This window comes from Marinobacter algicola DG893, from assembly GCF_000170835.1.
GTDB classification, from domain to species: domain Bacteria; phylum Pseudomonadota; class Gammaproteobacteria; order Pseudomonadales; family Oleiphilaceae; genus Marinobacter; species Marinobacter algicola.
Genome location: NZ_ABCP01000050.1, coordinates 1 through 23,298, shown reverse-complemented (window position 1 = coordinate 23,298; position 23,298 = coordinate 1). Strand labels below are relative to the sequence as shown.

The 23,298-nt window shown below is 58.7% G+C and carries 16 protein-coding genes and 4 tRNA genes; 14 read left to right on the top strand and 6 right to left on the bottom strand.

Going from position 1 to position 23,298, the window contains the following annotated elements:
• Positions 1 to 34: 34 nt before the first annotated feature.
• The gene (purE, locus tag MDG893_RS18435; RefSeq protein ID WP_007155347.1) at positions 35 to 526 is read right to left on the bottom strand and encodes a 5-(carboxyamino)imidazole ribonucleotide mutase; all 492 of its coding nucleotides are present in this window, start codon (positions 524 to 526) and stop codon (positions 35 to 37) included.
• A gap of 179 nt (positions 527 to 705) precedes the next feature.
• On the opposite strand from purE, the gene MDG893_RS18430 reads away from it, so the two are divergent.
• The 5 genes from MDG893_RS18430 to MDG893_RS18405 all read left to right on the top strand — a co-directional run bounded on the left by MDG893_RS18430 (position 706) and on the right by MDG893_RS18405 (position 3,524).
• Complete coding sequence (locus tag MDG893_RS18430; RefSeq protein WP_007155346.1) at positions 706 to 1,668, top strand: hypothetical protein; 963 nt, start codon at positions 706 to 708, stop codon at positions 1,666 to 1,668.
• 157 nt (positions 1,669 to 1,825) lie between these two features.
• Positions 1,826 to 2,704, top strand: coding sequence for a DUF2846 domain-containing protein (locus tag MDG893_RS18425; protein WP_007155345.1), 879 nt, complete (start codon positions 1,826 to 1,828; stop codon positions 2,702 to 2,704).
• A 506-nt stretch (positions 2,705 to 3,210) separates the two neighbouring features.
• Positions 3,211 to 3,286 (top strand) — tRNA-Val (locus tag MDG893_RS18415).
• A gap of 69 nt (positions 3,287 to 3,355) precedes the next feature.
• Positions 3,356 to 3,432 (top strand) — tRNA-Asp (locus MDG893_RS18410).
• Positions 3,433 to 3,448: 16 nt separating this feature from the next.
• Positions 3,449 to 3,524: transfer RNA gene (locus MDG893_RS18405), tRNA-Val, on the top strand.
• 9 nt (positions 3,525 to 3,533) lie between these two features.
• Here the strand turns inward: MDG893_RS18405 and MDG893_RS18400 are convergent.
• On the bottom strand, positions 3,534 to 4,940 hold the full coding sequence (locus tag MDG893_RS18400; protein WP_007155344.1) for a 3-oxoacyl-ACP reductase: 1,407 nt from the start codon (positions 4,938 to 4,940) through the stop codon (positions 3,534 to 3,536).
• Between the two features lie 166 nt (positions 4,941 to 5,106).
• On the opposite strand from MDG893_RS18400, the gene MDG893_RS18395 reads away from it, so the two are divergent.
• The 7 genes from MDG893_RS18395 to nhaD all read left to right on the top strand — a co-directional run bounded on the left by MDG893_RS18395 (position 5,107) and on the right by nhaD (position 12,583).
• A complete protein-coding gene (locus tag MDG893_RS18395) occupies positions 5,107 to 6,444 on the top strand; it encodes an acetyl-CoA C-acetyltransferase (protein ID WP_007155343.1) in 1,338 nt (445 codons plus the stop codon).
• A gap of 101 nt (positions 6,445 to 6,545) precedes the next feature.
• Positions 6,546 to 6,622 (top strand) — tRNA-Met (locus tag MDG893_RS18390).
• A gap of 152 nt (positions 6,623 to 6,774) precedes the next feature.
• Positions 6,775 to 7,107: a hypothetical protein gene (locus tag MDG893_RS20990; RefSeq protein WP_157132880.1), complete on the top strand. Its 333-nt coding sequence runs from the start codon at positions 6,775 to 6,777 to the stop codon at positions 7,105 to 7,107.
• An 82-nt stretch (positions 7,108 to 7,189) separates the two neighbouring features.
• On the top strand, positions 7,190 to 7,792 hold the full coding sequence (locus MDG893_RS18385) for a CBS domain-containing protein (RefSeq protein WP_007155342.1): 603 nt from the start codon (positions 7,190 to 7,192) through the stop codon (positions 7,790 to 7,792).
• A 77-nt stretch (positions 7,793 to 7,869) separates the two neighbouring features.
• Positions 7,870 to 9,291: an acetyl-CoA carboxylase biotin carboxylase subunit gene (locus tag MDG893_RS18380; RefSeq protein ID WP_007155341.1), complete on the top strand. Its 1,422-nt coding sequence runs from the start codon at positions 7,870 to 7,872 to the stop codon at positions 9,289 to 9,291.
• Positions 9,292 to 9,311: 20 nt separating this feature from the next.
• Complete coding sequence (oadA, locus tag MDG893_RS18375; protein WP_007155340.1) at positions 9,312 to 11,108, top strand: sodium-extruding oxaloacetate decarboxylase subunit alpha; 1,797 nt, start codon at positions 9,312 to 9,314, stop codon at positions 11,106 to 11,108.
• 59 nt (positions 11,109 to 11,167) lie between these two features.
• Positions 11,168 to 12,583, top strand: coding sequence for a sodium:proton antiporter NhaD (gene nhaD / locus MDG893_RS18370; protein ID WP_007155339.1), 1,416 nt, complete (start codon positions 11,168 to 11,170; stop codon positions 12,581 to 12,583).
• Here the strand turns inward: nhaD and MDG893_RS18365 are convergent.
• From MDG893_RS18365 to MDG893_RS18350, 4 genes are all read right to left on the bottom strand, one after another.
• On the bottom strand, positions 12,573 to 14,045 hold the full coding sequence (locus tag MDG893_RS18365; RefSeq protein WP_007155338.1) for an amidase: 1,473 nt from the start codon (positions 14,043 to 14,045) through the stop codon (positions 12,573 to 12,575). The genes nhaD and MDG893_RS18365 overlap by 11 nt on opposite strands.
• Before the next feature lie 39 nt (positions 14,046 to 14,084).
• Positions 14,085 to 15,092: a hypothetical protein gene (locus tag MDG893_RS18360; RefSeq protein ID WP_007155337.1), complete on the bottom strand. Its 1,008-nt coding sequence runs from the start codon at positions 15,090 to 15,092 to the stop codon at positions 14,085 to 14,087.
• Between the two features lie 224 nt (positions 15,093 to 15,316).
• The gene (locus MDG893_RS18355; protein ID WP_007155336.1) at positions 15,317 to 16,525 is read right to left on the bottom strand and encodes an acyl-CoA dehydrogenase family protein; all 1,209 of its coding nucleotides are present in this window, start codon (positions 16,523 to 16,525) and stop codon (positions 15,317 to 15,319) included.
• A 22-nt stretch (positions 16,526 to 16,547) separates the two neighbouring features.
• Positions 16,548 to 17,870, bottom strand: coding sequence for an acyl-CoA dehydrogenase family protein (locus tag MDG893_RS18350; protein WP_007155335.1), 1,323 nt, complete (start codon positions 17,868 to 17,870; stop codon positions 16,548 to 16,550).
• A 275-nt stretch (positions 17,871 to 18,145) separates the two neighbouring features.
• Between MDG893_RS18350 and MDG893_RS18345 the strand changes: the two genes are divergently transcribed.
• Together MDG893_RS18345 and MDG893_RS18340 are read left to right on the top strand one after the other, a co-directional pair.
• Complete coding sequence (locus MDG893_RS18345; protein ID WP_007155334.1) at positions 18,146 to 19,852, top strand: autotransporter assembly complex protein TamA; 1,707 nt, start codon at positions 18,146 to 18,148, stop codon at positions 19,850 to 19,852.
• Positions 19,849 to 23,298: translocation/assembly module TamB domain-containing protein (locus MDG893_RS18340; RefSeq protein WP_007155333.1), on the top strand; the 3,450-nt coding region annotated here is incomplete at its 3' end. The genes MDG893_RS18345 and MDG893_RS18340, both read left to right, overlap by 4 nt.

Below are 23,298 nucleotides of genomic sequence, written 5' to 3'. Positions count from 1 at the left end.
CCCACCCGCTCGTACACCAAAGTCCGATGCCTGATTATTGATCGCTGGGATCAGGATTATCCAGGATTGTCTGTGTCTGTGTAGCGCGAAACTCATCGACCGCTACACGGACATCGTCTTTGAATGTACCGATAATCTGAGCCGCCAGCAGGCCAGCGTTGGTGGCACCGGCCTTACCGATTGCCAGGGTGCCAACCGCAATGCCGCCGGGCATTTGTACGATGGAAAGCAGCGAATCAAGACCGTTGAGGGCTTTGGACTGGACGGGAACACCAAGGACCGGCAGTGACGTTTGTGAAGCGACCATGCCAGGCAGGTGTGCAGCACCGCCAGCGCCGGCAATGATGACCTTCAGGCCCCGATCAGAGGCAGTCTTGGCATACTCAAACAGTAAGTCCGGCGTGCGGTGGGCAGAGACAACCTTCGTCTCGTAAGGCACGCCCAGCTTATCCAGCATCTCGGCGGCGTGTTCCATGGTGGGCCAGTCAGACTTCGAGCCCATGATGATTCCTACAAGCGGCTGCATATGCAACAGTCCTGATATGTGAGAAAGCCGGACATTGTATGTAAGGCCCCGTGGCCATGCAAACGGTCGATGGCCGAGGAGCACATACGGTCGGCTCTCCTGGCCGTCATTTTGCTGAGTCGTAAGGTACGGGTATTATCGTGCTTTATTAACGTTACCGTCCATATACCGGAGCTGTTATGGAACCGATCCGTCCAGATGATGATGAAGTACGTACCGGCGTGGCCGGCAACAAAGCGGAAGAGCGCAAAAAGCGCGAAGCGCCCGTCCGAGACTCGGCCGACAATGGTGGCCCAGGCAAGCCCGCCGGCAAAAGCCGAAAAACATCTGCATCTGGTGGTGGTTCGGGCCGCGGCGCAGTGTTATTGGTTGCGCTGTTGATCGTTGCCGGAGCGGCAGGCGCTGGCTGGTACCAGCAAGAACAGCGTATACAAGCGCTGGAGGGGCAACTGGAGGAAGCTGATTACTGGGCGCGCCAAAGCAAACTGGCGCTGGCGCGATTTGAGGGGGAACTCTCCGAGACCGGCGAGAACCTGCAGGAGAGAGGGCAGTCCATTGAAGAAACCCTCGCTTCTCATAAGGACCGCCTCAATACGGCTGACAGCGAAATCGCGAAGCTGTGGGGTGTGGCCAATGACCGCAACCGAAAGCGGCTCGACGACCACCAGGCCAGGTTGGACTCTTTGAGGTCAGATGTCGGTAGCGGCAACAGCCAGCGGGAAGCATTGTCTGCCTCGATCAAGGAACTGGAGACCACGGTGTCCTCCAGGTTGGGTAAGGTTCAATCGGACTTTGAGCGGCAGCTTACCGCGGTTCGCGAAACGGGCCAGGAGAATGCCTCGCGACTGACGAAGCTGGACGAATCCCTGGCCGGAGTCGACAAACTGGTGGAGCGCCAGTTGTTGCGTTTCGAGCGAGAGCAAAACCTCACCATTGACGGCCTGGAAAGCCGTATTGCGGCGTTGGAAAAGGCCACCAATAATCTGTCCAGCGGCAGTCAACTGGATGCCGTTCGCAAAGAACTGGCTGGGTTGAAGGAAACCGTGTCTTCGATTGATTCTTCGCGGGCGCAATTGACCTCAAGGCTGGTTCGCCTGTCGGAGGAGGTCAATGATCTGCGTTCGCGGATATCTGGCCAATAGACGGCGAGTGCAATCGGGCGCGGCGGCACAGAAGGGTAGGCAGGGCCTTCTGTGCTTTGTAACAGTTTGTATTCATCCCTTGCGGTAGCTCTCAGTTCCGCATGATTGCAGTTGTTATGATCGGGACAACTCGCGAAAGGATGAAGAGTGCACAACAATGACAACCCGATTTCTTTTTCCCGGTTTTTCCCGGCCACTGGCGGCCGTACTTGTGGCTTTGCTGTTGGTTTCTGGTGCCGGCTGCACGGTATACCAGTCCATCGGTAAAAGTGTTGGCTCGTTTTTGCACCCGGTATCCGGGCATGATTTCGTCCATATCGGCAATGATGAGTGGGATCGCAGCAATGCGGTTTTCTATTTCTACCGCACCCATTCCCAGTGGGCTGCGGACGAAATCGAGGCGCCAAGCGTTTACATCGATGACCATCACTATTTCAATATTCGAAACGACAGTTTTACCTGGCTTGAAGTTGCCCCTGGTGAGCGGCATATTGCCATCCGCCGACCTCTGCTGGGGCTTGAGGGGCTCAATTCGTTCAGCCTGAGCCTGATTGCAGACGCCACGCTAAAGGTTGAACCCGGAAGGGTGTATTACCTGCGCTACAACGAGTTGCAAGAGCCGGAGAGCAACCATCCGGAGCTTGCCGAGGATCATCCCCTGAGGTCTGGCGACTTGCAGCTGGTGACCCGTGACTATGCCATGCAGGCCAAAGAAATTGTTTCCACGCGTTTTCTGAACAGTGATTTGCTCGCTCCCAATCATGCTGCGACCTCTATTGTGGAGGTGAACGAGGACGCAGACTACGAGCGCAATCTGGTTCTTCTGGAACAGGAGCGAGCGGCTGAAATTGAGCGCTTGAGAGAGCAGGGTAAGTACGACGAAACGCCTTGGTATTGGCCCTTTGGCGGGGGCCCTACGGTACCTCTTGAAAGTGATCGTCGATTGCAAGAGCTGGAGCGCGAGTATGCGGCGTTGGAGCAGGAGCGGGAGCGCCGGGAAGAGGCGGAGTCCGGCGGCGGTTGGTGGATATTTTGACGCTGCCGGTCTGGCGCGCAGTGAATTGTTGTTTCCGGTTTCGCTTACTAGACTGTTGGGTGTCCGTATTCAGAAGGTTGCCGGATCATGTCGCTGAGAAATTCATTACAACAAACGTTTCGCCGGCTTTCCGGGGAATTACTTCCCGAGGCACTGGAAAACGCAGGCCATCGGATAGCTGGCCTCAGGAAACGCCTTGATCACCTCAATTGCTCGCTGGCGGAGCGGGCATTGCCCGCGGATCGAAAGTCGCGAGTGAGCGAGCTGTCGCTTGATCACAAGGCGAGGAAGGCAGGACAGAAATCCGCTCGGTTGACGTCTGTGAAGGCAGCAAAGAAAACCAGGAGTGGCAAAGAGGCTTGATTGAAAATTGTACATTTTTTAACAGGTTGCGGGTTTTTTGAGAAAAACGCTGGAAAAAATTTGACACCGCCAGACAAATGCTTAAAATGCGCGTCTCACTTGGTTGAGACAGCAACGCTGACTCACCAGTGTGCTGTGAAAGTGGGCGGTTAGCTCAGCTGGGAGAGCATCGCCCTTACAAGGCGAGGGTCACTGGTTCGATCCCAGTACCGCCCACCACTTTTCAGCATCACCGGGCCACCCCGCCCGGTTTCAGGTCCCTAAGGCCGTCCAGGCCGGGATTGATGCGGAGCGGTAGTTCAGCTGGTTAGAATACCGGCCTGTCACGCCGGGGGTCGCGGGTTCGAGTCCCGTCCGCTCCGCCATTTTTTTCCAGATCCCGGGTGGTTAGCTCAGCTGGGAGAGCATCGCCCTTACAAGGCGAGGGTCACTGGTTCGATCCCAGTACCACCCACCATTTTCCCTGTTACTTCCCAATCAGCGACTGTCCGCAAACCCGAACAACGTTCCCGTTCACCCCGTTCGATGCAGGATTGCAGTACCACGCAATAGCTTCGGCCACGTCGACTGGCAAGCCGCCCTGGGACAAGCTGTTCATACGCCGGCCAGCCTCGCGTATGGTAATCGGCATGGCGGCCGTCATCTGGGTTTCGATGAACCCGGGCGCTATGGCGTTGATGGTCACACCGTTCTTCACCTGTTTTGCCATCGCCTCCACATAGCCGATCACGCCGCACTTGGCGGTGGAGTAATTGGTCTGACCAAAGTTGCCGGCAATGCCGCTGATGGAGGAGATACAGACGATGCGTCCGTTTTCACGCAGCAGTTCCTGGTGCATCAGCTCTTCGTCGATCAGTTCCTCAGCGGTCAGGTTCACAGCAATGGTCATGTCCCAAAAATGTTCGGGCATGTTGCCAAGGGTTTTGTCGCGGGTGATGCCGGCATTGTGGATGACTAGGTCAATGCCTTCGAAATGCTCCTTCACAAAGTCTGCAATCTGTTTTGGCGCCTTTTCATCTGTGATGTCGCACGCCATCGCCTTGCCCTTGATGGGCGCCATCACCTTCTGTAGATCTTCCATGGCCGGAGGGATATCCAGGCCAATAACCGTAGCGCCGTCCCGCGACAGGGTCTCGGCAATAGACGCGCCAATGCCGCGGGAGGCACCGGTTACCAGCGCGACTTTTCCGGCCAGCGGAGCGACTGGGTTGCTGGCGTGAGCGGTCGCACCCTTGCTGATGCGGGTTACCTGGCCAGAGACATAGGCAGACCGGGGCGACAGGAAGAACCGTATGCTGGATTCCAGTTGCTGTTCGGCACCGGGTGCCATCCAGAGCAGGTTCGCAGTAGATCCTTTCTTGCCGACTTCCTTGCCAACACTGCGCACAAAGCCCTCCAGTGCCTGGTGGGCGGCGGCCTTCGCGGGTTGGCGACAGGTCGTGGGGTCTTGTCCGATAACCACTACCCGGCCATTTCCAGCCAGCTTGCGGATGGTCGGGTGGAAAAAATCATAAACCGCTTTCAGATCGGTGGTGTCTTTCATGCCGGTGGCATCAAACACCAGGGCGGAGAACTTGCGATCAATGTCCACGTTCAGGGGCAACGCTTCAGCCTTGTTGCCGCTTTTGGAAGAATCGTTCAGAGTGTCAACGGTGCTGGCATGGAAGAGTTTTGCGGCGCTGGCACTCAACACCTTACCAACTGTCGAGATGGCTTTGCTGCCGTTGGCGGCGCCGATCAGCACATCGCCCTCAATAAACGGCTGGTCGGCGCGCTTCCAGCGTTTCAGGGGAACCGGGGCGGGCAGCCCCAGGGACTGGGCTGCGGTCTTGCCCAGCGGAGTGTTGACGAACTTGAGATAACGATCAGACATGGCATTTTCCTTTTGCGAAACGAATATCGGCGTACAGATTAAAGAATCGGGCCGTTTTTGAATTGACTCAATGCCCTGTTACGGTTGTCAGGGATGCCAATGAGCCGGGCCCGGTTGGCGCTAGACTGCAACGCAGCGGATACACTCGTTTAAACAGGACATCATCATGGCACAGGCACCGAAAAGCACCCAAAAGAAAACGTCGACGGCAAAAAAGACCGCGGTCGCTAAAAGCGATATCCGCCGGGTTGCCATTATTGGTGGCAACCGGGTTCCATTTGCCCGCTCCAATACCGCGTACAGCAAAGTCAGCAATCAGGAATTGCTAACCAGTGCCCTTCGGGGGCTGGTTGATCGCTTCGGACTGCAGGGGCAGCGTCTTGGAGAGGTCGTTGCAGGCGCGGTGATCAAACACTCCAGGGATTTTAATCTGACCCGGGAATCCGCGCTGAGTAGCGGCCTGGCGCCGGAAACGCCCGCCTACGATATCCAGCAGGCCTGCGGCACGGGCCTCGAAGCGGCTATTCTGGTGGCCAACAAGATTGCGTTAGGGCAGATCGAGTGCGGCATCGCTGGCGGCACCGATACCACCTCGGATGCGCCGATTGGTGTCGGCGAGGGTCTGCGTGAAATTCTTCTCGACTTGAATCGGGCCAAGACAGCCGGAGAACGCCTGAAAGTGCTCAGTCGTTTTCGTCCGAGCCATCTGAAACCGGAAATTCCGCAAAACGGCGAACCCAGAACGGGGCTGTCCATGGGTGGTCATTGCCAGATCACTGCCCATGAGTGGTCCATCCCGCGCGACGAGCAGGACAAGCTGGCCTATGAGAGCCATCAGAAACTGGCGTCTGCGTATGATGAAGGGTTCTTCAAGGACCTGATGACTCCTTTGGCCGGCCTGGAGAAAGACAACATTCTGCGCCCGGACACGACCCTTGAAAAATTGGCGACACTCAAGCCTGTATTTGATCGTGAGAACGGTACCATGACCGCCGCCAACAGCACCGCGCTGACGGATGGTGCCTCATGTGTGCTGCTGGCCAGTGAAGAATGGGCGAAGGCCAATAACATGGAGGTCAAGGCGTACCTGACGTTCTCCGAGGTGGCTGCGGTGGACTTCGTCGACAAGAAGGAGGGCCTGCTGATGGCGCCGGCGTATGCCGTGCCACGTATGTTGGAAAAAGCCGGGCTGACGTTGCAGGATTTCGACTTCTACGAAATCCATGAGGCGTTTGCCGCCCAGGTGCTCTCCACCATGAAGGCCTGGGAAGACCCGGCATTCTGCAAGGAACGGTTGGGTCTGGAGAAGCCGCTGGGGAGCATTGATCGCGACAAGTTGAACGTCAAGGGCAGCAGTCTGGCCACCGGCCATCCCTTCGCGGCGACTGGTGGACGAATCGTGGCCACCCTGGCGAAGCTGCTGGAAGAGAAGGGTAGCGGCCGTGGCCTCATCTCCATCTGCGCCGCAGGCGGACAAGGGGTGACGGCCATACTCGAGCGGTAAGTTAGCGGAAAAATTCATTTTTCCCTTTGACAGACGCATCAACGCCCCGTACTATGCGCACCTCGTTGATCGGGGCTTTACCCGGTTAACCACCAGTTTGATGCGGGGTGGAGCAGTCTGGTAGCTCGTCGGGCTCATAACCCGAAGGTCGTAGGTTCGAATCCTGCCCCCGCTACCATATCAATAAGGGCCGGTCTTTGACCGGCCCTTATTCGTTTCAGGACAAGCTTTTCCCGTATTGGCCACGAAAGCTTGCATTGCCACCATCCCCTGGGGTTATCATTAGCCGTCGCCTCTGCATAGTTAGGCAACTACTAACACGGTGAAATGATGCCCCGTCGCTCCGAACACACATTCAGTCTGGCTGGCAGCCTCGTTGCGTTGCTGGCACTGGTGTTTGTTGTCTGGACATCGGTTACCGTTGCGCTTCCCACTCAGGATGATCCCGTTGCCACCACTGTCGCGCTGAGCGATTGGCAAGGCAGTTCCGAATCCTCAGAAGGGGCCTCGTCACCCGGCGATGTGTTGTCTTTATCGCCCACGTTCGTTTACCCACCGTCGGCGTTGACGTCCCGCGCTCGTCACCAGTTGGCCTTTGACGGCCCCCCCAGAAGAATTATTAGTTACCCAGGCCAGTCACAGGCACCTCCCTCCCAGCTATAGACAATCGAACAGAATCAGGCGCTGTTGCCCCTGCGTTGGAGCCCCGCGCCTGAAGAAATGGTCTATAGCCAGGAGAGTTGCCATGGGCAATCTAACACGCGTTCACGCGTCCCTGTCTGCCGGAGCCCGATATCGGCTTGTTTCGCAGGAAGACGAGGACACTCTTACCAATGACGCCGCCGCGTCGGAGCTGTTGAAGGACTTCACCAGGCACACCCCGGTGATAACCCGGTCATCGCGGGAGATCCAGGAGGTCAAAAAGACGCTGGATGCTTCCGGAGAAACCTTTTGTGTGGTTATCAATCGAAATGATGAGGTGGTCGGGATACTGACCCTGAAGGACCTGATCGGTTCCTGGCCCATGAGCCTTGCCAACCAGCGCGGAAGTACCATCGCCGACATTGTTGCGCGGGACGTCATGCGGCCGGTCTGGAGCATGCCAACGATAGAGATCGGCAAGCTTCAGGACCTGAAAGTTGATGAATTGATCACCATTTTCAAGGGCCTTCATTCGGACTATCTTTTGGTAATGGACGCTGCCGCTGTTGGGGCAGAAGAGCAGGTCATTCGCGGACTGCTGTCCGCTGATGATCTCAGCCGGCGCCTTGGTATTCGAGTGAACCCTGACCCAGGCCCGGGGTCTTTCTCCGATATCGTTCACGCGGTCCGGAAAAGCCCTGGATAAAACGTCGCAACGCTGCAGCCCGCCGTTGCGGGTTGCAGCTTTCTTCCGTTAATGACCAGTACTTAAAGGAAGCTTCCATGGCCATTAAAAAAGTGCTCATCGCCAATCGCGGCGAAATCGCCGTTCGCATTGCGCGGGCCTGCAAGGAGTTGGGCATTCGTTCTGTCGCTGTCTATTCAGAGGCGGACCAGTACTCCCTGCACGTAAAGAAAGCGGATGAGTCCTATCAGATCAGCAAGGACCCGCTCAGTGGTTACTTGAACCCCCATCACTTGGTGAACCTGGCGGTCGAAACCGGCTGTGATGCTCTGCATCCGGGTTACGGCTTTCTCTCTGAGAACGCCGAGCTAGCCGCCATTTGCCAGCAGCGGGGGGTAACGTTTATTGGCCCGTCAGCCGAGGCGATCAGTGCCATGGGCGACAAGACCCAGGCCCGTCAGACCGCCATTGCCGCAGGGGTTCCCGTTACGCCGGGCTCAGAAGGCAATCTGGATGACGTGGAAGATGCGGTACGCCAGGCGGAGGACGTTGGTTATCCGGTTATGCTCAAGGCCACGTCCGGTGGCGGTGGCCGGGGCATTCGCCGCTGTGACAATGAAAAAGAGTTGCGGCAGAACTACGAGCGGGTCATTTCCGAGGCTACCAAGGCCTTTGGCAGTGCCGAGGTTTTTCTGGAGAAATGCATCATCGAGCCCCGTCACATCGAGGTGCAGGTTCTCGCCGACCACCATGGCAATGTGGTGCATCTATACGAGCGTGACTGTTCCATCCAGCGCCGTAACCAGAAGCTGATTGAGGTGGCGCCGTCCCCACAGTTGAGCGAGGAACAGCGGGAAACTATTGGTGAACTGGCTATTCAGGTTACCCGTCAATGCGGTTACGTTAATGCCGGTACGGTGGAGTTCCTGCTGGATCACGACGACAGCTTCTATTTCATGGAGATGAACACGCGGGTTCAGGTGGAGCACACCATCACCGAGGAAATCACCGGCATCGACATCATCAAGGCGCAGATTCGCATTGCGTCAGGCGAGCCGCTGGAGTTTTCCCAGGACGACATCAGTTATCGTGGCTTTGCTGCCCAATTTCGTATTAACGCGGAAGACCCAAAAAATGGTTTTCTGCCAAGTTTCGGGCGTATCAGTCGCTACTATTCCGCCGGCGGGCCAGGTGTTCGCACGGATGCCGCCATGTACACCGGCTATGAGATCCCCCCTTACTACGATTCCATGTGCGCCAAACTGATTGTGTGGGCACGGGAATGGCCGGAGCTGGTGGCTCGTTCCCGCAGGGCGCTGAGTGACATGGCCATCTACGGCGTGCATACCACGATCCCCTACTACCAGCAGATTCTGAACCACCCGGATTTCCAGACCGGTACGTTTAATACCGGTTTTGTGGAGCGCAATCCCCAGTTGCTGGAGTACAGCGACAAGTCCCGACCGGAATCCATTGCCACGGCCGTTGCCGCCGCCATCGCAGCCCAGGCTGGCCTGTAACACGACTATTGGAGAGCATCATGAGTAAGAGAAAGATTCACATCACCGACGTTATCCTGCGGGATGCCCATCAGTCCCTGATCGCCACGCGTATGCGTACCGAGGACATGCTGCCGGCTTGTGAATGGCTGGATCAGGCCGGCTACTGGTCGTTGGAATGCTGGGGCGGCGCCACGTTTGATGCCTGTGTGCGGTTTCTGAAGGAAGATCCATGGGAGCGCCTGCGCACCCTGCGCAAGGCTCTGCCTAACACCCGCTTGCAAATGCTGTTGCGCGGCCAGAATCTGCTCGGGTACCGCCATTATGGCGACGATGTGGTGGAGGCGTTTGTTGAAAAGGCTGCGGAAAACGGCATCGACGTGTTCCGGGTTTTTGATGCGTTGAACGACGTGCGCAATCTGGAAACCAGCATTAAAGCTGTGAAGAAGGCCGGTAAACATGCCCAGGGTACGCTGTGCTACACAGTCAGCCCGGTGCACGATGTGAAAACCTTCCTGGCCCAGGCCGAGACCATGGCAGATATGGGTGCCGACAGCATCGCCATCAAGGATATGGCGGGCCTGCTGACGCCAGCGGTGACCGCCGAGCTGGTCAGCGGTCTGAAGACGAACCTGAAACTGCCGGTGTTCCTGCACTCCCATGCCACTTCGGGCATGGCGCCCATGTGCCAGTGGGCGGCATTGGAGGCTGGCGTGGATCATATCGATACCGCGCTGTCTGCGTTCGCGGGCGGTACCAGCCATCCGCCGACCGAATCGTTGGTGGCAGCGTTGCACGATGCCGGCTGCGAAACCGGCCTTAACCTCGAGTTGCTGGACAAAGCCACCCGGCATTTCCGCGAGGTTCGCAAGAAATACCATCAGTTCGAGAGTGACTACAACGGGGTGGATACCTCGGTACTCCTGTCTCAGGTTCCTGGTGGCATGATGTCCAACCTGGCCAACCAGCTCAAGGAGCAGGGTGCCCTCGACCGGATTCAGGACGTGTTCGAGGAGATTCCCCGGGTGCGTAAAGACCTGGGATATCCGCCGTTGGTGACACCCACCTCGCAGATTGTGGGTACCCAGGCGGTGATCAATGTCCTGGGCGGCAAACGCTACGACACCATCACCAATGAGGTGAAGAAATACATGCAGGGCTGGTACGGCAAGGCGCCTGCTGAGGTGGACACACAATTGCAACGTCGTGCCGTGGGCAAGGAAGAATTGATCGAGGAGCGACCAGCCAACCTGATTCCAAGGGAACTGTCGGAACTGCGCAAAGAGGTAGGGGACCTCGCGGAGAGCGAGGAAGACGTACTGACCTACGCCATGTTCCCGGACCAGGCCCGCACTTACCTGGAGCAACGTCGCGATGGCACTTTGCAGCCAGAAGCCCTGGAGCCCATCGCCAACGGTAAAACCGGGGGCAGTGTGTCCACCGAGTTCCGGATCACGGTTCATGGTGAAAGCTACGATATCCATGTGACCGGCGCCAACCCGGTGAGCGAGACCGAACGACGGTTCTACATGACGGTGGATGGCGTGCCTGAGGAAATTCACCTGGAATCCCAGGGCGAAGCCTCTGAGAATACCCGCAAGGGCGGTCGCGCCAGAGCCACCGGGGAAGGCCACGTGACTACCACCATGCCGGGCAATATTGTGGACGTGCTGGTGAGTGAGGGTGACGAGGTATCCGCCGGTGACGCGGTGCTGATCATCGAAGCGATGAAAATGGAAACCGAGGTTAAAGCCACCAAGTCTGGTATCGTCAAGGCCGTGAATATCTCGAAAGGCGACCGGGTAGCGCCTGGTGAGAGTCTGATCGAAATCGAATAACCAAATTCCCCGGGACGATCGTCCCGGGCATTCCATTGCAGTTGGGAGCACCCCCTCGAATGAAGTCGATCTTGTTGTCGTTAGCGGCCGTGTTGTCGCTGGCGCCCGGACTGGTGTGGGCAAATGCCGACCGGGCCGTGGATCTTGTAGCCCACCCGGTGGGGTACATTGCGATAGCGATCTTTGTGGTCGCCTACCTGTTGGTCATGATGGAAGAACGAATCCACCTGGCCAAATCCAAACCCATGCTGATCGCGGCGGGGTTGATCTGGATTCTCGTGGCTGTGGCCTACCGTGCAGCGGGCGCCAATGGCGAAGTGGAAGAAGCGATACGGCATAACTTCCTGGAATACGCGGAGCTGTTCTTCTTCCTCCTGGTGGCGATGACCTACATCAATGCCATGCTGGAGCGCGGTGTCTTCGATCAGCTGCGGATCTGGCTGCTTGGCAAGGGGTTTGGTTACCGACGTCTGTTCTGGATCACCGGCACCCTGGCCTTCTGCATATCACCGGTTGCGGACAACCTGACCACGGCACTGATCATGTGCGCGGTGGTGATGGCGGTGGGCCGCGACAGCGCCAAGTTTGTCTCCCTGTCCTGTATCAACATTGTGGTGGGCGCCAACGCGGGCGGGGCGTTCAGCCCGTTCGGGGATATCACTACATTGATGGTCTGGCAGAAGGGCATTCTTCCGTTCCAGGACTTCTTCCAGCTATTGCTGCCGTCCATGGTGAACTTCCTGGTGCCGGCCGCGTTGATGCACCTCGCCCTGCCAAAGGGCCAGCCGTCATCGCCCGGGTCATTCGGGAACGTTATTCGGCCGGGTGGGCTGGTGATCTGCGGCCTGTTCCTGTTGACGATTGCCACCGCCATCAGTTTTCACCAGTTCCTGCACATTCCGCCGGTGTTCGGCATGATGACGGGGCTTGGCTACCTGAAGATTTTTGGTTTTTACCTCAAGCGCCACGAAGAGTACCACTGGAACGAGGGCTTTGAATCCCCGCCCGGCGACCGTTCCGATGAAGGCACACAAGGCCGTCGTGCTTTCGATGTGTTTTCCCATATTGCCCGCTCGGAGTGGGACACCCTGTTCTTCTTCTACGGGGTGATCATGGCGGTCGGCGGCCTGGGCTTCATTGGCTATCTGGGCATGATGTCGGCGACCCTCTACGGCGACCTGGGACCAACCTTTGCTAACATCATGATTGGGGTGATCTCCGCGTTGGTGGACAACATTCCGGTGATGTTTGCGGTGCTGACGATGAACCCGGCCATGCCGGACTATCAATGGCTACTGGTTACGCTGACGGCCGGGGTTGGGGGTAGCCTGCTCTCCATCGGTTCCGCAGCGGGCGTTGCGTTGATGGGGCAGGCCAGGGGGCAGTACACGTTCCTTAGCCACCTGAAATGGACGCCGGCTATTGCCTTGGGTTATGGCGCCAGTATCTGGGTTCATTACCTGGTCAACGGCTGACGTCTGGCGGTTGCTGGAAGCCAGCAAGTCCCTCCGCTTCCAGCAGCTCCGCAAACCGGATTGTCGTCAGATCGCTTCCCGGTGCACCGATGACCTGAACATTAAATGGCAGGCCTTGCTTGGTCTTGCCAATAGGTACAGACGTCGCAGGCAGTCCCAGCAGGGTGGCCAGGGCGATCCAGCAGAACTGGTCCATATAGGCCCTGGGTTGGCCGGCAACGATGATTTGGCGCTTGAATACCGGGCTGCTGTGATCGTGGCGGATGGCCGTGGTTGGTGTGATCGGCGTTAACAGCACATCGAATTCGTCAAACAGGGTGGTGATTTCGGCCCGCATCTTCTCCCGCATTTCGCTCCAGCTCATCCATTGGTGTACCGGCTGATTCACGCCGCGACCGTATTCCCCGATGAAGGCCGTGACCGGGCCAAACAGGTGAAGCCAGCGTTCAAGCCTGGAAATCCACATCATTTGCCGGCGTTGGGCCGGTTTCATGGACGTGCTGAGCAGGCTGCCCAGTAAGTTGAAATAGGCAGGCAGGATGTGTTCGAGGTTGAGCAGTTGATGTCTGGCTTCGGCAACCAGCGCTCCCTTGCTTTCCAGTTCTCGCCCGAGTTTTTGGTAGCCGTTCAGCAATTCGTTGTCGATGGCGCAGAGGGGGTCCTGCAGCCAGAGGCCCACCCGTGCCTGTTCCAGAGATTGGATGGTGGCCGGTGCCATGGCCAGTTGCCAGCTGTTGCGTTCCCGTGCAGCGGGGCCGGCAATCACGCTCAGCAGCAGTTCCAGGTCCTTTGACGAGCGCGCCAACGGCCCGCCTTCGGCCAGGTCCGGCCGCGACTCAGTGCCAGGTGGCCCCGGAATATGCCCGCGGAAGGAAACCAGGGCTCGGGAAGGCTTGTGACCGAATACGCCGCAAAAATGCGCCGGTGTGCGAATGGAACCCGCCAGGTCGCTACCGACTTCCAGGGGTGTCATGCCTGCCGCAAGTGCTGCGGCTGCGCCACCGGACGAGCCACCAGGGGTGTGGGCCGGATTATGGGGGTTGTTGGTGACACCGAAGAGTTTGTTGTAACTCTGAAGGTCGGTGGCGTAAATGGGGACGTTGGTCTTGCCCAGGATGATGGCACCGGCGTCTTCCAGGCGCTGGACCACATCGGCGTGTTTTGCCGGGATATGGTTTTTCAACGCGGGGGCGCCGGCGGTACAGGCCATGCCGGCAACCTCCCAGGTATCCTTCAGGGTGAGTGGCAGGCCGTGGAGTGGTCCGAGGGAATCGCCGCGTGCCAGGGCTTCGTCGGCCTTCCGAGCTTTTCCGAGAGCGTTTTTTTCGTCCAGTGTCACTACTGCGTTTATATCGTCATTGCACTGGCGAATCCTGTCCAGGAAGACCTGAGTGATACCAACACTGGTTAGTTTCCCGTTTTTAAGGTCGCTAACCAGTTCCGTAGCTGGTCGATAGTACATTGGGTCCATGGAATCCTCGGTGTTGTTGGCAGGTCAGGCTCAGGTGAGTTCGCTACGCCAGTGTTTGACCCTGACCTGGCTTTTGACCGCCTCCAGTACTTCCACAATCAGGTTGATGAGCGCTTCATTGTGGACGTCATTCTCTTCCTCATTCTCGGGGGAGGGCAGGAATACATTGACGATGTCTTCTATGAAGGCGTGGTTGGACGCGGAGGCAAGGTCTTCCAGGATCTGGTGAATCACGTTGGCGACGATGTCCCCCACGGCTTCTTCCAGGGTTTCCTGGATGGTGGGCCCGACAACGGGCAGGTATTTCAGCCGCGACAGTTCAAGGTTCTGTTTGAGGGCGTTGTCGACGCGGGTTTCCAGATAGCTTCGCAGGGCGCCGCGATTGGGGATATAACCTTCCCGGGCTGCGTCAGCGACCCTTTGTGAAACCCAGTCGGACAGCATATCCCGCCTTGGGTAGAGGATGTCGTTCTGGATGCGTTCGAATAACGGCGAGCCCATGCGAATCTCGTCTTGAGCACCGCTGAGCACTTTGATCACGATGCGGTCTGAGAGTTCTTCCATGAAGGCTTCGTAGTAGAAGTTGAAGAACTGGAAGGCTCGGGTCTGGGTGACGTCGATCACTTTGTACTGGTGCAGGCGGTAGATGATGGAGATAACCCGCAGTACCCGCAGGAAGCGGAAGCTGCCGACGGGGATGCAGCCGATGATGTCGTACCAGTGGATGAACGGGTAGAAGTACCAGCGGTCATAGACTTTGGCTTTGATGGCGTAGCCCCAGCGCACGACGAATTCGGTCAGGAAGATGCTGACGAAGATGAGGTCGTAGAAGAGGAAGTTTTCGTGGATGGGGTGGTAGAGCTCTTTGACAAGCGGTGCGTGTTCAGCGAGCAGGTTCTGGACTCCGGTGAAGTTGTAGATGGAGTCGAAGATGATGAAGGCCAGGTTGATGATGAGCAGGCCGAGCATCAGGAAGTCTATGATGAACCAGATGAGTTGGTGGCTGGTTTTCAGGTTTTCTCGGTTTATTTTCAGCATTCATCAGTCCAGGACTTCGAGTTTGGAGTCTGCGTCGGATGTATCACTGCTCCCCAGACACGCCGTTAACCCATCCATGGGGGCTCGGCATTGCCATCCTTGGCAATGCACGGTCTGGGGAGCAGTGATACACCCGCCGCGATCAGGCTCTGAGATGCTCGCCCTTGTGTCGACGAAAACGGGTTGCACCTGCCTGATTTTTCGACGCTTTCACACAGGTTAGCTTATTTCAGCTCTGCCGACGACTTACCGAGCAGTCTCCTGGCGATGATCAGTAGCTGGATTTGTTGGGTGCCTTCGAAGATGTCGAGAATTTTTGAGTCCCGGGCCCATTTTTCCAGCAGTTCAGTTTCGCCGTAGCCCAGGCTGCCGCAGAGTTCGACGCAGCGCAGGGTGACCATGTTGCCGACGCGGCCGGCTTTGGCTTTGGCGATGGAGGCTTCCTTGGAGTTGGGCAGGCCGTTGTCGGCCATCCAGGCGGCGCGGAGGGTGAGGAGCCGGGCGGCTTCGAGTTCGGCTTCCATCAGTTGCAGTTCGCGGGTGACGGCGGGTTGGGTCCAGGTTTGGGTGTGGTAGCCGAGGTCGATGCCGGTGAGGGCGATGAGTTCACGGGTTTTCTGCAGTGCGGCGCTGGCGACGCCGATGGCCATGCCGGCGACGACGGGGCGGGTGTTGTCGAAGGTTTGCATGGCGCCGGCGAAGCCTTTTTCGACGCTGACGTCCGGGTCGCCCAGGAGGTTTTCTTTGGGAACGCGGCAGTTGTCGAAGCGGATCGCCGCGGTGTCGGAGGCGCGGATGCCGAGTTTTTTCTCCAGGCGTTCGACGGTCATGCCGGGGGTGCCTTTCTCCACCACGAAGGATTTGATGGCGGCGCGGCCTTTGTTGCGATCAAGGGTGGCCCAGACCACGACGGCGTCGGCGCGCTCTCCGGCGGTGACGTAGATTTTTTCGCCGTTTAGGATGTATCCGTCGCCGTCTTCGGTAGCGGTGGTGCGGATTGCGGCGGAGTCGGAGCCGGCGCCGGGTTCGGTGATGGCCATGGCGGCCCAGGTGTTGCCCAGTCGGGCGAGTTGTTCTTCGTTGGCAACGGCGGCAATGGCTGAGTTGCCGAGGCCCTGTCGGGGGATAGACAGGGCCAGGCCGACGTCGCCCCAGCACAGTTCGGTCAGCCCCAGGACGGTTTTCATGTTGGTGCCGTTACGATTGCCACCCCCGCCCTTGCTTTCGGAGCGGGCCAGTTTTCCGGCGCCGGTGCCACCATCGGCCGCGCCGTCGTTCATGCCGTCCATGATGGAGGCAAACAGGTCGAGTTCTTTGGGGTATTCGTGTTCCGCCCGGTCGTACTTGCGGGATATTGGGCGAAACACCTCCCGGGCCACTTGTTGCGCTTGATTGATCAGAGGCGAAAATTTCTTTGGTATCTCGAGATTCATCAGAGGTGTCCTTACGTGTTGATCAGGCGTGAAGGCCGCCGCTCAGAGTGGAGACGGAGCGAAGATCGCGGTACCAGCGCTCGACCGGATGTTCCTTGACGAAGCCGTGTCCGCCCAGCAGTTGAACGCCGTTGGTGCCGATTTCCATGGCTTTTTCATTGCACAGCAACCGGGCCAGGGATGTTTCACGGTGCGTTGATAAACCTTGCTCCAGTCGGCTGGCGGCGCGCCAGGTGAGCATGCGCATGCTATCGGTCTCTATGGCGAGGTTGCTGATCATGAACGCCACGGACTGGCGGTGGCTGATGGGTTCTCCGAACGCCTCCCGTTCGTTGCAGTAGGGGATAACGTAGTCGAGAACGGCCTGTGATGTGCCGATGGATAGCCCACATCGGAGCAATGAGCCGCAGTCCAGGAACGCCTGGTAGTCGAAATCGTCGTCGCCCAGCAGGGCGTCGGATGACAGTTCGACGTTGTCGAGCCGCAACTGGACCGGCGCGGAGGCTCTCAGCCCCATGCCCGGGTCGGGTTTGGTCTGGATGCCTGTTGCGCCGGCTTCCACGATGAACAGCCTGGGTCGGCCGTGCAGTTCGGCGGCAATCAACAGCAGGTCTGCGCTGGCGCCCAGGGCTACGCTGCTTTTCAGCCCGTTGAGGGTGTAGCCGGTTGCGGTTTCACTGGCGGTGGTCTGTAGGCTGTTCGGGTCAAACAGGGGTATGGGCTCGTCAATGGCAATGGTGGCTATGGGCGGTGTGTCGTCGCAGAACGCAGGCAGGTATCGGCTCTGCTGTTCGCCGGTGCCCCAGCGGGTGATGGCTTGGGCGACACTGAACGGCGACAGGAGTGCGGTTGCGATGCCCATGTCGCCCCAGGCCAGTTGTTCGGCAATCAGCACGCTGGTCAAGGGAGACTGGTGTTCCGCCACGCCGCCGAATGCTTCCGGTACTGCGTACAGGCCAAGGCCAAGCTCGGATGTGGCCGTTGTAACGATAGCAGGTATTGCTCCGGTTTCATCCGCGTCCGAGGCCGCCGGCCTGATGCGATCCTCTGCCAGCCGGCGGAGCATGTCGGTGATCATCTGTTGGTCATCGGTCAGGGAGAGGTCAAACAGGTCCCCGGGTATGCGATTCGGTAGTTGCTTGCGGGGCAGCCAGTTGTTCACGCGCTTGAATTCCCGGCCCGCGTAGGCAAGGGTGCGAAATCCGGCACGGGTGCCATGATAGGCCGTTCGTTCCAAAGGCTGTCGTAGCCCCAGCCGATCCAGCATGGGGTTGGCCGCAAGCCGATTCATCATCGACAGGGCAAGGCCGACGGGGGTGCGGGTTATACGTTCTCTCCTGGCCATACGTTCTCTCCTGGCTAGCGCCGCCCGTTTCCGGTTGTCTGGCGATCCGATGCAGTGGGTGTTAAGCGATCATGGGTGCATCGGGCATCCTCGCCATTGGCATAGAGCGCATTACAGACAGGCAAGATGGTCAATTGCCATGGATTAAACCGACCGCTACCCGGTACACTCATACTGTCAACGCGCCTTTTCACCCACTTTCACTGAAGTAATGCTGCTTGATGTGCGCCCACATTAGATCTCTGTTTCTCCGCCCTGTCGGGATCGTCTGCCTGATGATGCTGGCAATGCCGGGGTTGGCCTGGGCGCAGCAGGTGGAGGTGAATGTGGAGGGGGACTATCCGCAGCTTCAGGATAATGCGGAAGCCTTTCTGGGTGAGGTTGAGGGCCGCAGTGCCGGAAGTCTGAGGCGATACGCCAGCACCGCCGAAGCACAAGTGGAAGAGGCACTCCGTGCGCTTGGTTACTACAGTCCGATGATTCAGTGGGAAGTGGTTGAACAGCCCGGCGATGACGAAACACCCGCTCTCCTGGTGTTGACCGTGCAGCCCGGCGAACCCATTCGTGTCCGTTCCCGACAGGTGTCCATCGAAGGTCCCGCCAGTCGGGATCCCGATTTCGTGGGCACCCTGCCGGAAAAACCGGCGGAGGGGGATGTGCTGAATCATGGTCAGTACAGCACGTTGAGGCAGACTATCCAGAACCGAGCCACCCGGCTGGGGTATTTTGATGGCGAGTTCACCACCCGCCGGCTGGAAGTCAATCCGGAACAGCACACTGCGGATATCTCCCTGGTCTTTCGCAGCGGTGCGAGATACCGCCTGGGAGAAGTGAGTTTCAAGGAAGGGCACGGCTTTGAGGAGCAGTTGCTCGAGCAATTCGTGCGTTTTGAGCCCGGTGAGATCTACCACGCCGATAAGGTCGCGAGGCTAAGTGGCGACCTCTCCAACAGCGGTTATTTTTCCGGTGTGGACATTGACGCTTCGCCCGGTAAAGCCGAGGAGGGAGTCATACCCGTATCGGTGGACCTGACCACTCGTCCTCCACGCTCCGTTGCTGCCGGCGTCGGTTTCTCCACGGATGTGGGGCCGCGTTTCAGCGGTAACTGGCGCGAGCACTGGATCAACCCCATGGGCCATCGCCGCGGCGCGCAGACGGAACTCTCAGTGCCGCGACAGAACGTGGGTGCCTGGTACGAACTGCCCCTTGATCCTCCCATGACCGATTCCATTCGCCTTTCCGCCGGTTATCAGCGGGAGGATATTGAGGACGTGGAGTCTGAGCTGCTTACCCTTGGCCAGCAGTGGAAACACCAGCTTGATAACGGTTGGTTGCAGGTTGCCTCGATCCGCTGGGAAGGTGAGCGTTTTCGCATCGGCGATGATGACCCCGAGCAGAGCAGCCTGTTGCTGCCCGGGCTTGGTTATTCAAAACTGCAGGCAGATTCGCCGTTGGATCCATCCCGGGGATACCGTATTCAGTTCGATGTGACCGGCTCTCACCGTGCCGTCATCTCCGACGTGGATATTCTCCACGCCAATTTTCTTGTAAAGGGACTCTACACCTTGGCGGACAACCACCGCTTTCTGTCCCGGTTCCAGTTCGGTGGTGTGGCCACCAATCGTTTCTCGGATGTGCCGCCGTCATTGCGGTTTTTTGCCGGTGGCGACCAGACGGTGCGGGGGTATGGCTATGAGACACTGTCACCCCGGAACAGCGAGGATGTCGCCATTGGTGGCCGTTACCTGATGGTGGGCAGTGTCGAGTATCAGTACCAGTTTGCGGAAAACTGGCGGGTTGCGGCGTTTGTTGATGAAGGCAATGCCATGGATGACCTGTCGGACCCTCTGGCGACGGGTGCCGGTCTGGGCATTCGCTGGATCAGCCCGGTCGGGCCGCTGCGCCTGGACGTCGCCAAAGGCCTGGACCCCGAGTTTGGCGGTGAATGGCGCATTCACTTTTCCATGGGGCCGGAGTTATGACCGACGAAGCGAAAACTCCAACACCAAAACGGTCAAAACGCCTGAGAAACGGGTTTTTGATAGCTCTGGCCGTTATTGTCCTGCTTCCATTGCTGATAGTGGGGCTGTTGGTGCTGGCGTTGCGCTCGGAAACCGGCACGGCCTGGGTGATTGACCAGGTTCCCGGCCTGGAGGTTGAGCAGGGGCAGGGCTCGTTGCTGGGGCAGTGGCAGGCAGCCTCCCTGACATGGCAGGGCTACGGTGTTGGGCTAGAGGTAGAGTCGCCGGTTGTTGACTGGTCGCCCACCTGCCTGTTCAACAAACAGCTCTGTCTGGAGCGGCTGCTGGCAGAGAGCATTGATCTGACGCTGCAGTCATCCGACGAGCCCAAAGAAGACAGTGGCGATATCAGTCTCCCAAGTATCGACCTTCCGTTGGGGCTGGTGGTCCGGGAGGTAAACCTTGGTCCCTTTACGCTCAACGATGCCAAGGTCTGGGACCGGCTCCAGCTCAAGGCTCAGGGGTCCGGATCGGACTGGCATCTGCAGAACCTCGCCTTCGTTCGGGACGATATCAGTATTGATGCCTCCGGCAGGCTCCAGACCCGTGGCGATTGGCCGCTGGATCTGGAGGTTGGCCTGATGCTGCCGCCCCCGTATGGCGCTGATTGGCAATTGGCACTCAATCTGACCGGGAGCGCTGCTGACCTGAGAATAAAGGGCCAGAGCAGCGGTTATCTTGATGCCACGCTGGCTGGCCGGGTGGCGCCGCTGGACAGCACCCTGCCGGCGGAACTGACCGTCCGTTCCAGCCGGTTCGTCCCGGCGGAAGGGTTACCGAAAACCCTGGTGCTGACAGACACTGTGGTTGCCTTGAAAGGCAGCCTTGAGAACGGTTTCCGCTCGGATTCCCGCACCGTGCTGCCCGGATCCACAGGCGATATACCTGTGTCATTGAAGGGGTTGGTAACCACCGAGGGCCTCGATGGAGTGGAGCTCGCGTTGACCGGCCCCGGGACGACGGAGGCTGAGACGGGCCGTCTCCTAGTGACCGGTAACGTAAGCTGGGAGCAAGCGCTTCAGGCAGACGCCAAGGTCAGTCTCGACGCTTTTCCCTGGTACAGCCTGATTCCGGATTTTGAAGAGCCACCAGTCACCTTGCGCCAGTTCAACGGCGACGTTCAGTACAAGGGGGGCGCCTATCAGGCGAGCATTGACGCCAGTGTCAGCGGCCCCATGGGTGACGCTGATATGGCGGGGGATCTTGAAGGTGACCTGGAATCCGTTACGCTGACCAACCTGCGAGTCAATACCGGCGCGGGTTTCCTCGGCGGCCGTGCGGACGTGGCGTTCGCTGATCAGTTGTCCTGGGATGCAAGCCTGACGCTGGACAGCTTTAACCCTGGCTTTTGGTTCCCCGCTCTGGAGGCGAGCCTGAGCGGCAACGTGGATACCAGCGGTCGTCTGCGGGAGGAAGGAGCGCCCATGCTACAGGCGCAATGGGACCTTTCCGGGAGTTGGCAGGCCAACGAGGCGCTGATTCGGGGCGCGCTGGACAGTGATGCCGGCAACTGGACATTGTCGGACCTGGAGCTTGAGGTCGGGGACAACCGGGTGGCCGGCCAGGGTCGCTGGGGGCAACAGATTAGTGGCAACCTGGAACTGAACCTGCCTGCGCCGGAAACTTTCCTGCCGGGGCTGGCGGGAGCCGTCAATGGTACGGCATCGGTTTCCGGTACCGTGGACCAACCCCGTGGCAAGGTTACACTCACCGGCCGCGACTTGGCATGGCAGGACCAGTTGAGTCTGTCCAGCCTGGACCTGACGGCCACGCTGCGCGAAGGATTCAACATCCAGGCTGATCTTCGGGGTAAGGAAGTCCGGTATGGCGAACAGCGACTGGAAGACTTGTCGCTGGCACTGACGGGAACCCGGGATGATCACCGGCTCAGGTTAAACGCCCGCCACAAAGAGGCGGACTTGTCGCTGGTGCTGGCCGGGGACGTCTCGGAAAGCTGGGATGCCTGGATAGGTGCGCTTGAGCAGGGGCAGATCAGTGTGCCTGCCCAAAGCCAGCAATGGACCCTGTCAGAGTCCGCAGCTCTTGAGTATACCGAAGCCGGCAGGCTCACGTTGGGTCAGCACTGCTGGCAGTGGCAGCAGGCGTCTGTCTGTGCGGAGGACCAGACTCTGCTACCGACTCAGGACATCGCCTACCGTATTGAAAATTTCCCGACCACGGCGCTCTCCCCCCTGTTGCCGGGCACCCTGCGTTGGGACGCAACGCTGAATGCCGACCTGCAAGTCGTCATGACGGAAGATGGGCCGGATGGTGAAGTATCCATCGACGCCGGTTCCGGCGAGTTTGAAGTGCAGGTGAGGGACGAATGGGAGAGCCTGAGCTACAACACTTTCACCACCCGCCTGAGTTTGAAGCCGAATGTGGCGGAGCTGGACCTGCAGTTGCAGGGGCCCGATCTTGGTAACCTCTCTGTCGGTATGTCGGTCGACCCGAATAGTGATGCCCGTGAAGTCGATGGGCAATTCAGCATCGAAGGCCTGGATATCGCCATGGCCGGCATATTTGCGGGGCTGGAGGTTGTTGAGGGAGAGCTCAACGGCCAAGGGACGCTGTCTGGCCCTCTAATGAAGCCAGCGGTAAACGGCGAGCTTGCACTCTCTGGCGGTCACATTGCCGATCCACGGTTACCGATTCCGCTTGAGGATCTGGTGGTTAGCCTGGAGTTGAAAGGATATAGCGCGGATTTGTCCGGTCGCTGGCGCAGTAATGAACGCGGAAGCGGCAACATAGAAGGATCGTTGGCCTGGGAGGCGGAACCGTCGGTGGAAGTGCGGCTGACCGGTGACCGCTTGCCCTTCAATTACGAGCCGTACGCCCAAGTGGAGCTGGTGCCGGATATCACCATCGCCTACGAAGGTGGCAACCTGTCGGTTTCCGGTAACCTGAACGTACCCCGGGGCACGATCGAAATCCGCGAGCTCCCTGCCCAGGCGGTTTCCGTATCCGAGGATGAGGTTATCGTCGGCGCTGAGGAGGAGGAGGGCGGACTCCGCACCCTCAATATGGACGTCACTGTCGTGGTAGGTGAGGACGAGGTCAGCTTTAGTGGTTTCGGTGTCACCGGAAACCTTGAGGGGACACTGCGTATCGGCAACAACATGGATACTCGGGGCGCCCTTCAGCTTGTTGAAGGCAGGTATGAGGCCTACGGCCAGGAGCTTGACCTGCGACGGGCCAGGCTGGTGTTTGTGGGGCCACTGTCAGAACCTTACCTGGACATTGAGGCGGTGCGGCGTGTGGACAACGTGGTGGCCGGTATTCGTCTCAGTGGCCCGGTGAGCCAGCCCCGGACCGAAGTGTTTTCGGAACCGGAAATGCCTCAGACCGATGCGCTCTCGTACGTGATCCTCGGTCGGGCACCGCAAAGTCGCGGTGATGAGGGGCAG

Coding starts and splice junctions, on each gene's coding strand:
- MDG893_RS18350 (WP_007155335.1), bottom strand. CDS start 17,870: ATGGCCAGGAGAGAACGTATAACCCGCACCCCCGTCGGCCTTGCCCTG.
- MDG893_RS18380 (WP_007155341.1), top strand. CDS start 7,870: ATGGCCATTAAAAAAGTGCTCATCGCCAATCGCGGCGAAATCGCCGTT.
- MDG893_RS18430 (WP_007155346.1), top strand. CDS start 706: ATGGAACCGATCCGTCCAGATGATGATGAAGTACGTACCGGCGTGGCC.
- MDG893_RS18425 (WP_007155345.1), top strand. CDS start 1,826: ATGACAACCCGATTTCTTTTTCCCGGTTTTTCCCGGCCACTGGCGGCC.
- MDG893_RS18360 (WP_007155337.1), bottom strand. CDS start 15,092: ATGCTGAAAATAAACCGAGAAAACCTGAAAACCAGCCACCAACTCATC.
- MDG893_RS18400 (WP_007155344.1), bottom strand. CDS start 4,940: ATGTCTGATCGTTATCTCAAGTTCGTCAACACTCCGCTGGGCAAGACC.
- MDG893_RS18345 (WP_007155334.1), top strand. CDS start 18,146: ATGATGCTGGCAATGCCGGGGTTGGCCTGGGCGCAGCAGGTGGAGGTG.
- MDG893_RS20990 (WP_157132880.1), top strand. CDS start 6,775: ATGCCCCGTCGCTCCGAACACACATTCAGTCTGGCTGGCAGCCTCGTT.
- MDG893_RS18365 (WP_007155338.1), bottom strand. CDS start 14,045: ATGTACTATCGACCAGCTACGGAACTGGTTAGCGACCTTAAAAACGGG.
- nhaD (WP_007155339.1), top strand. CDS start 11,168: ATGAAGTCGATCTTGTTGTCGTTAGCGGCCGTGTTGTCGCTGGCGCCC.
- oadA (WP_007155340.1), top strand. CDS start 9,312: ATGAGTAAGAGAAAGATTCACATCACCGACGTTATCCTGCGGGATGCC.
- MDG893_RS18385 (WP_007155342.1), top strand. CDS start 7,190: ATGGGCAATCTAACACGCGTTCACGCGTCCCTGTCTGCCGGAGCCCGA.
- purE (WP_007155347.1), bottom strand. CDS start 526: ATGCAGCCGCTTGTAGGAATCATCATGGGCTCGAAGTCTGACTGGCCC.
- MDG893_RS18395 (WP_007155343.1), top strand. CDS start 5,107: ATGGCACAGGCACCGAAAAGCACCCAAAAGAAAACGTCGACGGCAAAA.
- MDG893_RS18355 (WP_007155336.1), bottom strand. CDS start 16,525: ATGAATCTCGAGATACCAAAGAAATTTTCGCCTCTGATCAATCAAGCG.